The following is a 15,654-nucleotide window of genomic DNA, read 5'->3' on the forward strand; positions in this document are numbered from 1 at the left end:
AATTAAAGTAATGAAAAAGTATAAAGTAAATATTGTTAAGATAGGTATTCTGGCAGTTCTGGGTGTTTTCTCCAGTTGCAACGAAGACCTGCTTGATCAGGTTCCTAAAGATTCATTAACTGAAGAAATCGTATGGACAGATGAACAGGGAGCCATACAGTTTGTTAACGGGATATATGGAAGTATGCCCTCTGGTTTTGACCGTAACTATGGCGGATGGGCAAAAGGACTCTATCTGCTTGATGGTACAACAGACGATGGAGATGTAAGTATGCAGTGGACGCATTCAAATCAATTACAGTCAGGCGATTTCTTGCCTAGTAATGTTCCTTGGGGGACGACCTGGGGAGATTATTATCGTCTCGTACGTAAGGCCAATGCAGCTCTTGAAAACCTGGATAGACTTGGTAATGAAGAGCTGAGAGACCGCTTAAAAGGGGAATCTCATTTTTTAAGAGCTTTTATTTATCACGAACTATTGCGACTTTACGGTTTTAATGAAGACGGCAATGAGCCTACCGGAGTGCCGCTAATTGATCGTAGTCTCACCCTGGAAGATAATTTAGAAATCCCAAGATCAACCTATGATGAGGTTGTGGACTTCATTATTGCTGATCTTGATGCTGCCTTGACGTACTTACCTTCAAAATCTGAAACAGTAGCAGGGCGAGCAACAATAGGAGCAGCAAATGCGCTCAAAAGTAGGGTTCTACTATATGCTGAAAGATGGCAGGCTGCTGCTGACGCTGCGGAAGCAGTTATGGGAACTGAGTACAGCTTGTATTCAGATTACAAGCAAATATTTCTGGAAAAAAATAATTCAGAAATCATTTTTGCAAAGAAGTTTCAATACCCTGATAAACATCATCAAACAAATGCCGGAGGTACGCAGGGTGCAGGCTGGGATGTTTACAATACACCGAATACGTTCCGTGGTAGCAGTGATGGTGGATGGGGAGGTAATTTGCCGACTCAAAATTTTGTTGGTTCTTATGATATGATCGACGGCGAGCCTCAGGAATCGTCTGATTTATACGATCCACAAAATCCTTTTGAGAATCTGGATCCCAGATTTGAAGCGACTGTGGTTCACGATGGTGCTCAATTTAGAGGGCGTGAAATACAGTTATACGAAGGAGGTCTTGAAGGACAATCCAGTGCATTTATGACTACGGGCTATTTCCTGCGAAAATTTCATAATGAGGATTTAGTTATTTACTCTCAATCAAGTGATCAGGATTGGATTTTTATCCGCTATGCGGAAGTATTGCTGAATTATGCCGAAGCACAAAATGAAGCCACCGGGCCTGATCAAAGTGTTTACGATGCTATTAACCAAATAAGGAATAGAGCAGGAATGCCAGACTTAAAAACCGGTTTGTCACAGACCGAAATGCGTGAACGTATAAGGAATGAGCGCAGAATAGAACTGGCTTTTGAGGAACACCGCTTTTTCGATATAAGACGTTGGAGAATAGCTGAAGACTTGCTCAACGGGCCGTTAATGCGTATGACTATTATTAAAGAAGGAGATGACTATACTTACATCAAGGAGCCTTTTGAGACGAGAAGTTTTCCTTATAAATTATATGTATTACCCATTCCGCAAAATGAGATAGATAAAAATCCTGCTGCAAAGCAAATACTAGGTTGGTAATAAACACCGGTATTTAAGAATAAAAGTTCCGAGAGACATTGCTTCTCGGGACTTTTTTGTTTTATGCCAGTTTTGGTTAAGATCTTAAGATTTATAAAGTACAAAAAATCTACAACAATAACAGCGGAGCAATAAAGCCCAGCCTGACTTCATTTTTGTTATAGCTTGAAGCACCCAATACATCAATGGCATAATCTGAATAGTCGTAATACCTGCCGATGTAAGCGAAATAAAATTTGACGTTGAGGTCTTTAAACGGAATGTAATAAACGGTTGGGATTATACCGTAGCTGGTTCTAATAAAATCATTGCCCGCTTTAGCGTTGTCATACGCGCTGCTGGTCATTAAGGTGAGTAAACCTTGAAATTTTGGACTGAATTTGTATTCTGCCCGTAACCAGTTTTCGATGTAGGTTACATTCTCTGCAATGCTACCATCATTGAGCGTGCTGGTCACGATACCCTTGGTGTCAATTTGCTCGTAGCTGTAATGGAAATCATACATCAGAGTCAGGTTTTTATTCTGGTATTTGTTGCCCAGAGTAAAAAAGGTCGTTCCCCGGTCTTTAACCTCGGTTGAATTACTAAAACTGTATATAGTTTCCAGTTTTCCATCAAAAAAACTTCCGCGCCAGTTTGCTACAAAGGTCACCGGCCAGTCGGGTTCCTGAATGTTTTCTGCGACTATATCGCCATAGAGATCTTCGTATAATGCGGTACGGGAATTTAATACCTGCATCCCGAATTTATGATTTTCAAATGCCTGCCAGGTTATTCCTGCGCCGGTTACAAAAGCGAGGGCATTACCGTAAATATCATTGTATTCCAGAATATCGCGAGCGATAAATTCATACTCATAACCCCCGTAAAAAGCAGTCATTTTACCGGCATACAAATCCAGTTTCTTGCTTAATTCCAGGTCAATATAAGCCAGTTCAATATTACTCCCCAGGCGGTCGAGGCTCTGTACATCGGCGTCTTTGTTAAAACGGTTCCGAAACCGGAAATTGAGCTTTTCATTGATTTTTGCTGAAATTCCCAGCGCGGTAAAGCCGTTTTCAAACTGTAAGCCGTTGTAATAATTATCTCCACCCCTAAAGGTATACGCCTGAAAATCCATACGCATATCAAAAGTAATGTTGATGTTTTTAAGGAGGCCGGCCTTTTCGATAGGGAAAATAGGTTCATCGGGACTGCCGTCTTCCTGTGCAAAACCATAAAGGGCAAACAATATGAAGACAATATGGAGATAGGGTCTGATCATAGTAACTGTTTGAGAGTTGAAATCTAAAGCAGACCATTAAGTTGGAATGACCAAAGATTTAATGCTTTTTGAAGTTACTAAAATAATTTGAACCTTGTTTTGAGGGAGGTTAAGATGCCTGTTTCTGTTTAAGGAAAGACCAAATGGGAACTAATTAAAAATCCCGGGAGGTACACATCCCGGGATTTTTAATTCGCTTTACTTAGGCAACTCAGGCGCCCGCATTCGGGTATCTCCGGAAGAAAGCGTTCGCATAAAAGCTTCAAGCGCGTCCATTTCTTCCCGACTCAGGTTTAGTTTTTGCAGGATTGGCGAAACCTTAGGGATTAAGGAGTCCCTTGGGGTTCCGCGATATTTTTTCTGAACAACCTGCGGATTCCCCAAATTGTAAAATTCTACGACATCGCGCAGGGAAGGGAAGTGGCCATGGTGCATCCAGGGTCCCGTGCGTGCTACTTCACGTAAGGTTGGGGTTCTAAACTTCCCGATGTCTGCGGTATCGCCGGTTACGATAAACCTTCCAAAATCTTCATCTTTAGTACCGAATAGTACCTGACCATCATTATGGTACTGGTTATCACTAAAATAACCGGTGTTATGGCAATTGATGCAGCGTGCCTTAGTTCTAAAGAGATGGAGGCCCAGCACTTCCTGATCTGTAAATAAATCGGGTCTGTTGTCTATAAACCGATCAAACTTACTGGTATGGCTTATAACGGTGCGTTCAAAAGTCGCAATGGCCTTTTGTATGCGTTCCAGTGAAACTTCAGTAGTTCCAAAAGCATTCTCAAAAAGCGGTTTGTAACCTTCAACCGCATCTATTTTATCTACGGCAATATTCAGTTTTTCATTCATCTCCACCTGGTCTGCGATGGGAAAACGCGCCTGATCTTCCAGACTTTTAGCCCTTCCATCCCAAAAAAGTTCGTGAGCAAAAGCTGCATTCATAATGGTCATAGCGTTGCGTTTTCCATTCTGACGATCGTGACCAAAAGAACGCGTGATGTTGTCTGTCCACGCAAGCTCAGGATTGTGGCAGGAAGCACAGGCGATCTGTCCACTTAAGGATAATCGTGGGTCAAAGAATAGTTTTTTGCCCAGATCAGCCTTTTCTTTAGAATAGGGATTGGTCACGGGGTGTTGCACATCCGGCAAATGGCCTATGTCCTCGAAGCCCTCAACCACACTGCTATCCAGATTGGGGTTTGGCCAGATTGTAGGATCGCCAGAGGCATAAAGTTTGCGCAGTTCTGCCAGTGATTGATATTCCTGAGTTTCACTGTGGTGTTTGCATGAGAGGCTTAAAATGGCAAGGCTGGCAATGAGAATTTTCGAAAGAGTTGAAATCATTTAAAGGGTTTTTTCGTTAACACAGGAGTTGCCGGGTAAATCTGCAGGATCTTCATAACCGCGGTCGCTGTAGATAAAGTATTCTGAAGTGACCGTGCCGCCGTACAATTCGTCATTTTTAACGCGGAGTTCGAGCTTGATTTCCCATAAATCATCAGTTACCTGTCTGTACGTACCGCTTCCTGAGATGGCAAACTCATAGAGTTTTTCATCACGGCTGGAAATGGCTAAAAACTGAGGGATGACCGCCACGGTCCCCTGAGTAGTACTTGTCCCATCCTCGGGGAAGAACTCAATAGCAGCCTCAATATTTAGGCCGGGAGACACATCGGCATTAGTAGCCTCATTGTCAAACCAGCGTGCAAAATTGAATGGGTTTGTAGTTCTTCCGTCTAATGGAGATACAAATCCTATTTTATAGGCATCATAGTAAATATCATCAGCCGGGTCTGGTGTTCCGTTGTCACTTCCCAAAATAGCATTAGGATTTGTTGCATCAACAATTACGGGCACCGCAAAGGCTGTCCATGATCTCCAGGTGCATTCCCCGTCATTATCGTGATCAATCCAGTTTTCACCTCTGGCCAGGTAAAACGGATTGCTGGTATCGTAAAAGTTTGAAGCTGGGTTAGTAGTCAAATCCCGCTCAGCTTTGATGGGCTTAATCAGGAGTAGGTTACTGTTACCCGATAATTGATAATTTTCCAGAGCTGCTAAGGAGACAATAGACTGAAATTTGACATCATCATTAGCAAGTGATTCATTTAGGGTTACGGTATATTCTATAAAGTCAATAGCAATTTCTGAGCGCTCTAAAGTATAATCGAAACCATCCAGAAAACTGAATAGACTGTCGTCGTCAATCTCGGAAGCGATAAATCCTGAAGGAAATTCTACTCTAAATGTTACCTCCTCGCCAAGCTGACCGGTTAAGTCAATTCGGCTTGTGTTTAAACGATAAGTGGTAGTGACTTCTCCCAATTTAATCTCAAGACGTTTGTTAGGATACGCATCATTTAAATTGCCTAGCTGAATTGCGGGGTCTGAAACCTCGGTTAGCTCAAAAACCAGACTTTTCTGACTTCCCCAGCGCTCATTAAAGCTGAGGTATATGGTGTCTGTGGGCTGGGAGGCGGTAAAGGTCAAACGCTCAGGGGTTACAGTATAAGCGGTTTGTGCTAAGCCGGTTTGCAAACTATATTGAGCGCTTACGGTCTCTGCATAATTTTGAGAACTCAGGGCTACCGGTATTTTTAAGGTTTTAAGGCTGGTGTTATCGTAAGTTGAAAGTGGTAGACGGTTTGCAACTACCTGAGGATAGACCAGCGGCTCGTTATTGGAATTCACTAAAAAATTAAACCTTAAAAAGGGGGTAAACTCTTTGGGTTCCTGATTACTCACGTCATCGTTAGTGCAGGATAACGAAAAGCACAACAATGTAAAATAGAGATAATTAATAGCCTTCATTTTGAATAAGATTTTCGTTAAGGTTTAAGTTATTTTGGGGGATGGGCAATACAAAGAAATTAGAGGGGTAGTCTAACGTGCATGTTGTAGCCAGGCAGCCGTCGTTGCGCACAATGCCTCTTCCTGTGCGTTTGCTTTCAAAGAATAAATGACGTTCAAAGGCCAGTTCGCGACGACGCTCCAGGAAAATCTGGTCATCCAGATTTTCAGTTTCTGTAAGCGCATTAAGACCGGCACGTTGCCGTATGCTATTTAGGTACTCAAGTGCAAGAGGAATTTGATTCAGCTTAAACGCTGCTTCAGCAGCAATAAGATACAACTCGCTAAGCCGAATGACCGGAGTGCCTGGTTGCCCCTGAAATTTTGAAGTAAAATAAAAGGGCTTATTGACCAATTGATCATTTTCCAGAACAGCGAGTTGAACTTCTACAAAGAGTTGCCCGCGTAAATCCTCCTCTTCATAGAGGTCGATTAAATCTTCTGAAGCTACAAATTCTCCGTATGAGGTTGCTGAAGTATACCCCCAGGTTTGAGCGATGGAATTTCCAAGATCACCATCTGCATCGCGGGGAAGTGAAAGCTCGAGTAGGGTTTCAGAAATAGGAGCGAGAGGTTCTTCCCAGGATTCGATATAATTTTCCTGTGGTGTTAAAACGATTCCAGACGATTCAATGACGCCCTGTGCTTCTGTTAGGGCTTGTTGCCAGTTTTGGTTAGCCAGATAAACCCGTGATAATAGCGCTTTGGTACTGTTACGGTCAAAATAGCTGAATGCGGGACCTTCGAGCAATTGATTACCGGTAAAAAGTTCCAGGGATGCATTATAATCTGCGATGATATTGGTATAGGTCTCATCAAGACTCAAGCGAGGTAAAAACTCCAGGTCCTCCTGAAGGCTTCGAGTTTTATACACGATTCCTAGAGTATTTTCCTGCCCTAGTACTTGGTTTTGGGCATAAACCTGAGTCAGTATAAAGTGTGAAAATGCACGAATGGCAAGCATTTGAGCTTCAATCTCATCACGATCTGAGGCCGAAAGATCTGCAGGGGTATCCAGGTTTTCCAACAGTAAATTAACCGCATTGATTATGCGGTAGGTGTTGTCGTAAAAGGAATCTAAATTACTTGCTAAAGCTAAATCATTGAAGTTATAAACATTTTCAATGGTGCTAGGAATAATCGTTTGTCCTTTATTATTTCCGGAAGGCACTGGAGAAAACTTAAGATTTCCTCCCTGAAGGTCTCCATAAACGGTATAATTTTCAAATCTAAGAACAGCTTCAAGATTGCTGTAAATTCCCGAAACTGCTTCGAGCATGCCATCGCGGGTTGAAAGTTGTTCGTTTATTGAAATTTGAGAGCCGGGTTCCTGATCCAAAAAATCACTGCAGCTCCATATCAAGAGGCAACTAAGGATCAGGGTTACTTTAGTATGTATAGTTTTCATAATTGTCTTTTTAGAATCGGGTTCTTAAACCTAGTGAGAGGGTACGTGCCTGAGGGTATACAAATTTGAATTCGCGTATCCCATTACGTCCCGCAGGTGGATTATCACGGTACCAATAGGCAACATTCGAGGCATCTACAAAAAGGCTCAGTTCATCAAGGGGTACATTAAGACCTGAAACAGGTACGCTGTAGCTTAAATTAATGTTGTTGATTTTTATAAAGGTTGCATCGTATAAAAAGCGAGACATATTTGCCGCAATTGGGTTTGAGTTTGATACTACCGGCGTAAGGGCATTGGTATCACCGGGCCCGCGCCAATAGTCAAAAGCATTAGCCGAAAGATTTCTTGTGTTTATAAAATTATACTGGGAAATTAACTGGTAATCTACCAATTCTTCGCCGCCTGCCTGATACGAGCCACGTACGCTTAAACTAAGGCCAAAGCCAAAATCAAATGTATTACTAAATCCACCGTAAACATCGGGCTGATTGTTGCCAATAACTTCCCAGGCATCTTCATTAAATAACTGGCGATAGGTAAACACATCATAAATTTGTCCGTCTTTGCTCACCAGATCACGGCCGGTAGCAGGGTCAATACCCACCCAATTGATTCCCCAGATTGCTGAGGTGCTATAGCCCACTTTTTGAGCTAAGGCATTAGCAGCCGTTGAGTAGTCGCTACCCAGACCTACCAGACTGGTCACTTTGTTTTGAAGGGTAGCCAGATTAAACGAGGTTCGCCATTTGAAAGCATCGGTATCAACCCAGTTCATTGTAGCGCTGACTTCAAAACCTTTGTTGTACATCTCGGCAGCGTTGAGTTGAAGGGATCCAAATCCATTTTCTGTAGGAATATCACGTGAGGTAATGAGGTCTTTTAGATCATCATAGTAATATTCTACAGACAGCTGTAATTTTCTAAACACATTTAAATCAATACCAAAATTGAATTTGTTGTTCTTTTCCCAGCTCAGGTTGGGGTTTGGTGCATCGCTTGGGAAAGCTTCATTTTGACCATTATACCCACCATTAATTTCACGAGAGTATAATCCTAACGCGCTGTACGAACCAATTCTAGAGTTTCCGGTTGTTCCGTAACTGGCTTTTAGCTTTAATAAATCTAACCAGTCTGCATCGCTCAGGAAATTTTCTTTAGAAAGAATCCAGCTTACACCGGCCCCACCATTATAGGCGACATTACTGTCTGAGCCAAAGACCGAACTCTCATCCCTTCTAAAGTTGACCAATAAGAAATACTTACCGGCATAGTTGTAATTAAACTGGGAGTAGACTGAAACGCGGGAGTTGTTATTGATGTCAAAAACGTAGGTTTGATTATCAAATCGGTCGTTTTCCTGCGTTTCAGGATCATCATCCTGCAAAGCTGCATTCACCGGATTTAGTATCTCAGGATTTACGAATCCTATCCCGCTGGCATAGTTCAGATCAGTTCGTTCTTCAGCTAACTCAACACCTGCAAGAAGATCAACACTATGTAGGCCCAAACGCTTTTCAAAAAAGCCTTGAGTTTGCCAGTTCCAACGGGTAGAGTTTCGCTTATTGATCAATCTGCGTCCCCATCTGGGATACTGCATCCCGTCTAACTCAAAAGTACCGTTAGTCTGACCACTTTCGTTTGCTGCAGAAAAGTAGCGATCCTGTTTTTTGTCTTTGTAGTCCACGCCAAAGAGCGAGGAAAGTTTCAGTTCGGGGAGTAGTTGATATTCTACATTGAAACTTCCCAAAACTCCATAGGTATCACTTACGTTTCGGTTTTGTGAGGCTGCGGCTAGGGGATTGGGTGTCCCGTTCAATCCTAAAAAAGCGAAACTTCCATCTTCATTATAGGGGTTAAGATTAGGGGCAAAGGCATAGTTGTAATAAATATTGGGCTGCTTGTTCTGAATATAACTGGGAGACAGGCTCAGGGAAAGGTTTAGTTTTTCGCCTCTGTAACCCAAATTAATGTTTGAATTCACCTGTTTTGCACCATTTCCTACCTGCGGCTCATCAATATCCAGATAGGTCACACTGGCTCTGTAGTTTAGTTTTTGAGTAGCTCCTGAAGCACTAAAATTGTATTTATTATAAACTCCTGTTTGATTGAGGAGCTCAAACCAATTGGTATTGATCCCGTTTTGGGGCACAGTAGCCCCGGTAGTATTTCTTAGAAATTCATTGCGGAGCTGTGTATACTGGCTTCCGCTGAGGTATTTAATTTGGTTTATAGCTTCGGAAATACCCAGTTGCGATGAGAAGCTGTATTGCATTGCACCTTTCCGGCCTTTTTTGGTAGTAATAAGTATAACACCGTTTGCACCATCAGCGCCATAAACCCCCACTGCTGCAGCATCTTTTAAGACATTGATGCTCTCAATATCATCAGGTGAAATTTGACCTAAAGGGTTATTTAGTGTTTCTGAAAAGTTGCCTCCATCAAAAAAGTTATTGTCAATAGCAGTTTGCTCGTTCATAATAACCCCATCAATAATGATTAATGGCTGGGTTGAGGTGCCCAATAAAGCATTATTTAGTGGCGAAAGACTGCCCTGACCTCGAATGTTTATAGATACGGGTCCTCCGATACCGGTTGTGTTTTCAACCAAAACCCCGGCAAGCTGGCCTTCCAGCATTTTGTCAACACTCTCACTGGCTTGTTGCGTTGGGATTTCTTTATCGGTAATGGTTACGATACTCCCTACAACTTCCTCTTTCAGCTTTTTAGTACCGTATGAAGAAGTGATGATTACCTGATCGAGTTCGTTTTGGGCTTCCTGCATCTGTATGTTGAAAACGCTTTGATTACCCACGGTAATGGTTTGGGTTTCCATCCCCAGAAATTTTACCTCCAGTTGGGTGTTTGGTATATCTGCAGTTGAAAGGATGTAGGAAAAATTACCGTCAGCGTCTGTCATGACACCTTGTTTGGTGTTTTTGATAGTCAGCGTTGCCCCGGGAAGGCCCAGACCTGAGGGATCTAAGACCTTGCCCTGAATACGACGTGTTTTCTGCTGACTGCCCGTTTGATCACCGGGAGCCAAAATGATAATTTGATCTGCTTTTACAGTAAAACTGTAGGGGAGTTTAGCCGAAACGATAGCTAGTGCATCGCGTAGGTTAGTGGCATTGACACTTTGGTCAATAACCCGATTGCTATCTATCTTACCGGCATTATAAACAAAACGGTAAGTGGTTTGCGATTCAATAGCCTTTATAAAATTTGCAAGAGTTGGTTTATTCAGATTGAGCTGTATCTCGCCCTGCTGAGCGAAAGTTTTTTTGGGAGTCAGCACTAAACCAAGAAAAAGCAAGGCTAAAAATACCGGGCGAAGTTTTAATAAATATAAAGATTGAAACATAGGCTAGGGATTAGTTTTCGGTTGTGACAGAATTAAATGCTTATTGGAAAGTTTGTATTCAAAAGCGGTATCAAGTTGAAGGACCTGAAGTATTTCTTCGATTCCTAAATCAAGTTTTACGATTCCGCTGAAGGATTCTTTTTCTAGTTGAGCATAGTGGTTGGTAGCTTTTACATTGAAGTGACGTTCCAGTTTTTTGAGAATAACAGAAAATGGAGTGTTGTCTAGCAACATTTCGCCGCGTACCCAGGCTGTCTGTTGAGCAATATGAGCCTGTTCTTTGGTCAGATTCTGAAGTTTACGGCTGTAGGTCGCCAGTTCTCCCGGACTCAGTAACATGTGCTCATCCGGGGCTTCCGTCGTAAAGAGCTTTACGCTTCCCTCTTCAAGCGTAGTTTTTATGGATTCATCTTCAGGATAGGCCTGAATATTAAAACGCGTACCTAAAACTTCAACGTGTAGATTTTGAGACCTTACCACAAAGGGCTGCATTTTATTTTTGTACACATCAAAAAATGCTTCTCCGGTAAGTTTTACCTCTCGTGTCTTGCCTTCAAATCTGCTGGGAAATTCAAGCGTGCTCCCGGCGTTTAGCGTAACCTCAGTTTGATCGGGTAATTTTACTTTAAGTGTTTTTCCGTAGGGAACTTTAAGGAGCTGCTTCGTAATGGGGCTAGATGCGGATTGCGCTAAATACGTAAGCTGATTTTCTGAAAATTGAGCCAGGGGAGTACCTTCTTTTGATTTAATTAGGGATAGTTCCTCGATTCTGATGCTTTCCTGAGACTCATGAATCTCTAAGACAAGAGGTTGCTGTATAATCTCCTCGTTTCTGTCAGAATGGTACCAAAATGTTCCGGCAGCAATCATTAAAATCACAATTGCAGCATAGCGCCAGGGTTTAAATGACTTTTTAGGAAGTTTGATTTCAGATCTTCTACGATCGAGTTCTATCTGGTCAATTTCAGCCGATGTCGCCATTGCGTAGGCAGCTTTAAGCCTAATAAACTTACGTTTATGCTCAGGGTTTTCTTCGATCCATTCAAAAACCAAAGCGATCTCTTCTTCAGATGCTTGTTGATTGAAATATTTATATAGAATGTTTGAATTCATTGCTTTAATGAGGTGCTTTTATATACGTACAACTCAAAAACAGCAAACCCTATGTTAAATTGGGATTTTTTTAAGAAAGGTGTGAAATAAGACCCACAATCACCGCCGGAAAGTACTCTGACAACCCTTCCCTAAGAAAGCTCAGGGCCTTTGTCATATGGGCTTCTACAGTTTTTACTGAAATATTCAGTTCCGCTGCTATTTCAGAATTTTTTTTATGCTCAAAACGTTTCATTTTAAAGATTTGCCGCGTCTGTTCGGGTAACTCTTCAATAAATCGATTAATTGTCTGATCAAGCTCCTGAAAACTTAGGCTGTCATTTTCTAATGCTTGCAAGACTTCCAGGTTAATGGAACGTTCTTTTTGCGCCAAAGTTTCGTTCTCATACCTGCGCACGACCTTGAGGTGTTTTAATTCGTTAAGACACTTGGAGCGTGCTGAGGTGTAAAGAAATGAGGGAATACCACCGGGTTTTTCAATTTTCTTTCGGTTGAGCCACAGATTTACAAAAGCCTCCTGAGCTATGCCACGTGCGGTTTCGGTATCGGGAATAAATTGCTCACAAAAACCGGTAATTGCTCTGAAATACGTATTGAAATAATGTGTAAAGGCTTTTTCACTCCCTTTCTTAAACTGAATAAAGAGCAAAGAATCAGCTATGTGATCTGGAGTAGGGGATGACATTATTAACTAACTAGACTGCTAAGGTAAGGCTTATTTAGAATGAAAATGAATAATATCGATAGAAATACAATTTAAAGATCGGAAATATTTAGAATCAAAAGATTAGAGAAGTCTGTATGGTAGGCTTCCCTAAAGAATATATGCCCAGGTTTGATGAAAAATTTAAATTCTTTATCAAACCTAAACTAAATAATAAGCAGTTGTCGAATTTTAAGGTGTCCTTAAAAAAGGGAAACGTACACCGAAATAAACTGTGAGGATAACCGCCGCAATGAACTATAGTTGGTGTTAAGGTGCGTTTTTTATTTTCGTTTTTATTTTCTGAATAATTTTCTGTTCTATTTTTCTATTACAAAAGTAATTAACAGGAAATTTGAGTCCGAATAAGGCATAGCTTGAGAAGTTTAAAAGTAAGTCGTCATTGTCGTATATCATATATAACTTGCTGTAATTTCCAATTTGAATTTGCCACATTGGAATAGTCATAACTTTTAATTGTTCGGAGTTCTTTATAAAACTCCATTCTCGTTGTTCGGTGAGTTGCACTAAATATTTCTCAATAATTAATTTATTTTCGTTGTTTAAAATATCCTTTTCACGATGGAATTCATCATTTTTTATATACCCATAATTTAATAAGGCAATAGCAAGAATAACAATAGCTGATATAATTAATGTCTCTATATAATTCATTTCAGCTTTTAAAAATGAATCTAACGTAAGCGTATAGATTAGAATTCCAAAAAGGGCAATCATAAAAATCATTTCAATTATTTTTGAAAATGTACTACAGTAGATCAATCGATTGGATTTGATTGATTTTTCAATATTTATTTTATCCATTTTTACTTTTATGCAATAAATGCAGCCCAACGGCTTTGACTATGGCTTGTGCCGGTTTCAAAGAGCTTTCCTGTTCAACCGAAACAAAAGCTGGCTTCGGAGCGAAAACCTAGCTGGTTGCCATTCACACGCCATAAGCTATATGCTGTGTTGTGGTGTCTTTTTTTTATTTTTCTTTCCTTTCAATATTCCTCTTGCGTTGTCAGATTCAGGCTTATAAAATTCGAATTGATTTGTTTGTCCAACTTGAATTGCAAGTCGTCCGCATTTTTCACATTCAAAAATGTCTTGAGTTGTATTCACTATGTTTAGCAAGTCGTGAATCATTGAAGAGTCTTTTATGTCAGTCGGATAAGGAGGAACGTCAAAATGGTCTTTTATCCATTCAAGTCTTTTTCCGCTTTTAATTGCATCAATTAGTGAGTCAATGTTATTTGTTAAATTCTCGGAAACATCGTCAACGTGGATGTCGGGTAGAATGTGTCCTTTGTATTCAAGGTTGTCTGTCTGGTCAACAATTATATGTCCGCAATTACATTTTAACTTGCTCATTCGTTTTTTTAAATGCACCACAACTAATTATATCAAAACTAAATACATACATATCCCCTTAAAATTTACGGGATATCAACACTTTAAAGTTGTGTTTATAAAAATAGCTAATCGTTTTAAAAGTACTTTACAGAATCCCGTATTCCTTTGAATGGGTACAGCCCTTCCAGGGTTAAGAAACCCCAAGGTATAGCTCTAGCCGGATTAAGAACTTAGTTCTAGAGCAAAAAGATCCTAAAACCAAGCCTCAGGCAGGGCATCCCCCAGGCAAAGCCTACTCAAAGCCTAGGATAGAGTATGAAGAGTGTATGAAAACGGCTTTTGAAAAGTGGAAAATTAAGGTTTTCTTAACTTTTAACGCTATGCTCTGGAAAAAAGTACCGATTTAGGGTAATCAGTCCAAAGGATAATTTCAAGAACTAGAATTCATCTCTTTGATAAACTTGTCCATATCGATTTCTATTCCCAACATAGCTATCTTATTTTGACTTAATGCTTTGGTAAGTAAAACGAGCTTTTCTAAAGTAGGATTGGCATCTCCTCGTTCTATTGAGCAAACTAATTGCTTTGTTAGCCCAATAGTGTTAGCTGCCAACCCTTGTTGTGAGACCTGTTTTTTGCTGTATTCCGCATTTGGAACTTTATTTCTTAGCTCCACAACCCCGTTCAATCAGAATAAGGAAGAGTTATAAACTAAAAAACCCCGCTGTTTGCGGGGTTTTATTGAATTCTTGTGACCTCGCCAGGATTCAAACCTGGAACCTTCTGAGCCGTAATCAGATGCGCTATTCAGTTGCGCCACGAGGCCTTTAAAATTACTTAAACAGAACTGGAACTTATCTGTTTTTGCGGGTGCAAATATAGGTCTTTTTTTAAGAACTACAAGCTTCTAAATAAAAAAAGGTCATTTACTGCTAAATGACCTTTTTGTAAACCCAATAGGTTTTTTAATACATGTTGCGTAACGCAGTGATATCGTTCGCGTTAAACTCTCCATCTTCGTCAGAACCGAAGCAGGCAAGCATAACAGAAGTAGGGTCAAAACCACTTGGTGTTCCCGGGATGTAATTTACATCTCCGCCTTCATTTACATTTTGACCACAGCTTTGTCTGCTAAACCAGTCGGTATGTCTAAAACCAACCGAGTGCCCAATCTCGTGGGTTATTACGTGTTCAATAACATTGGTGTCATAATTTGATAAACCATAAATCTGTACAAATTTATACGGAAATCCATTACTGGGGAAACCGGCACTACCACCTGCACCTGAAGGATTGTTAACCGTGTTGTTGTAAACAACCATATCCTTATTTTGATAATCGGTACCAAAAGTGAGGTTAAAGCTTATCGAAACCCCGCTTAGGCGGTTGTAATTGTCTACTGCCCACTGTAAAGCAGTTCGTTCTCTGGAAGTCAATGCCTGACTACCACCTGTATATCCAATAATAGAAATGGTGCGTCCCTGACTTACCAAAGCTGAAGTGCGATACTGCTTGCTGGTTTTGTCTCCTTTTTCCTGAGTGTTTAAAGCTACCAGAGCGTTTAATTGGTCTGGAGTGATCACAACATCTTCTTCCAGATAAAGTCTGGGTTCAGAAGTTCCGTCGGGAAAGTGAAAGGTATCCCATTTCACGTAACCGGTGTTCATGCCTAAAGATTCAACCTGCTTTAAAATTTCTTGTGAAACCTGAAGGTTAGCGGTCTCTTCAATGGTTTCAGACTTCATCAGATCTTCTTCTTCTTTAGAACAGGAAACCACTGCCAGAGTGCCGGCCAACGCAAGAAGCGAGAACTTTTTAATAGTGTTTGATAACATAAAATAATAATTAATGATTAGTGATGAAGCTAAATTAGTAAATAACGAAAACGTTGTAGGTGTTAATTAACGTTAAATAATTACTTTTTAACGAA

Annotated in this window: 12 protein-coding genes and 1 tRNA gene; 1 reads left to right on the forward strand and 12 read right to left on the reverse strand. The window is 40.7% G+C overall.

Annotated features, from left to right (window positions below):
* Positions 1–10 precede the first annotated feature (10 nt).
* Positions 11–1,657 (forward strand): RagB/SusD family nutrient uptake outer membrane protein, encoded by a 1,647-nt coding sequence (locus CJ305_RS09630; RefSeq protein ID WP_099646056.1) that lies wholly within the window; start codon positions 11–13, stop codon positions 1,655–1,657.
* Between the two features lie 109 nt (positions 1,658–1,766).
* Here CJ305_RS09630 and CJ305_RS09635 read toward each other — a convergent pair whose 3' ends face one another.
* The 12 genes from CJ305_RS09635 to CJ305_RS09690 form a co-directional block, all read right to left on the reverse strand.
* Positions 1,767–2,921 carry a porin gene (locus CJ305_RS09635; protein ID WP_099646057.1) on the reverse strand — a complete coding sequence of 385 codons (1,155 nt, stop codon included), beginning with the start codon at positions 2,919–2,921 and terminating at the stop codon, positions 1,767–1,769.
* 198 nt (positions 2,922–3,119) lie between these two features.
* On the reverse strand, positions 3,120–4,271 hold the full coding sequence (locus tag CJ305_RS09640; RefSeq protein ID WP_099646058.1) for a cytochrome-c peroxidase: 1,152 nt from the start codon (positions 4,269–4,271) through the stop codon (positions 3,120–3,122).
* Positions 4,272–5,738, reverse strand: a complete 1,467-nt coding sequence (locus CJ305_RS09645) for a hypothetical protein (RefSeq protein WP_099646059.1) — start codon at positions 5,736–5,738, stop codon at positions 4,272–4,274. It lies immediately after the preceding gene.
* Entirely contained in the window at positions 5,725–7,185 is a 1,461-nt protein-coding gene (locus CJ305_RS09650; RefSeq protein WP_099646060.1) for a RagB/SusD family nutrient uptake outer membrane protein, read from the reverse strand. The genes CJ305_RS09645 and CJ305_RS09650 overlap by 14 nt, the downstream gene beginning before the upstream one ends.
* Positions 7,186–7,195: 10 nt before the next feature.
* Positions 7,196–10,549: a SusC/RagA family TonB-linked outer membrane protein gene (locus CJ305_RS09655; protein WP_099646061.1), complete on the reverse strand. Its 3,354-nt coding sequence runs from the start codon at positions 10,547–10,549 to the stop codon at positions 7,196–7,198.
* Between the two features lie 3 nt (positions 10,550–10,552).
* Positions 10,553–11,662, reverse strand: a complete 1,110-nt coding sequence (locus tag CJ305_RS09660) for a FecR family protein (RefSeq protein ID WP_099646062.1) — start codon at positions 11,660–11,662, stop codon at positions 10,553–10,555.
* 70 nt (positions 11,663–11,732) lie between these two features.
* Complete coding sequence (locus CJ305_RS09665; RefSeq protein ID WP_099646063.1) at positions 11,733–12,347, reverse strand: RNA polymerase sigma-70 factor; 615 nt, start codon at positions 12,345–12,347, stop codon at positions 11,733–11,735.
* 288 nt (positions 12,348–12,635) lie between these two features.
* Positions 12,636–13,190 carry a hypothetical protein gene (locus CJ305_RS09670; RefSeq protein WP_143469370.1) on the reverse strand — a complete coding sequence of 185 codons (555 nt, stop codon included), beginning with the start codon at positions 13,188–13,190 and terminating at the stop codon, positions 12,636–12,638.
* 138 nt (positions 13,191–13,328) lie between these two features.
* Positions 13,329–13,742, reverse strand: coding sequence for a hypothetical protein (locus tag CJ305_RS09675; RefSeq protein WP_099646065.1), 414 nt, complete (start codon positions 13,740–13,742; stop codon positions 13,329–13,331).
* Positions 13,743–14,154: 412 nt separating this feature from the next.
* Positions 14,155–14,400, reverse strand: a complete 246-nt coding sequence (locus CJ305_RS09680; RefSeq protein ID WP_143469371.1) for a helix-turn-helix domain-containing protein — start codon at positions 14,398–14,400, stop codon at positions 14,155–14,157.
* A gap of 76 nt (positions 14,401–14,476) precedes the next feature.
* Positions 14,477–14,550 (reverse strand) — tRNA-Arg (locus CJ305_RS09685).
* Positions 14,551–14,689: 139 nt separating this feature from the next.
* Complete coding sequence (locus CJ305_RS09690) at positions 14,690–15,559, reverse strand: M57 family metalloprotease (RefSeq protein ID WP_099646067.1); 870 nt, start codon at positions 15,557–15,559, stop codon at positions 14,690–14,692.
* Positions 15,560–15,654: the final 95 nt, after the last annotated feature.

The organism is Leeuwenhoekiella nanhaiensis (assembly GCF_002744755.1).
Classification (GTDB): Bacteria; Bacteroidota; Bacteroidia; order Flavobacteriales; family Flavobacteriaceae; genus Leeuwenhoekiella; species Leeuwenhoekiella nanhaiensis.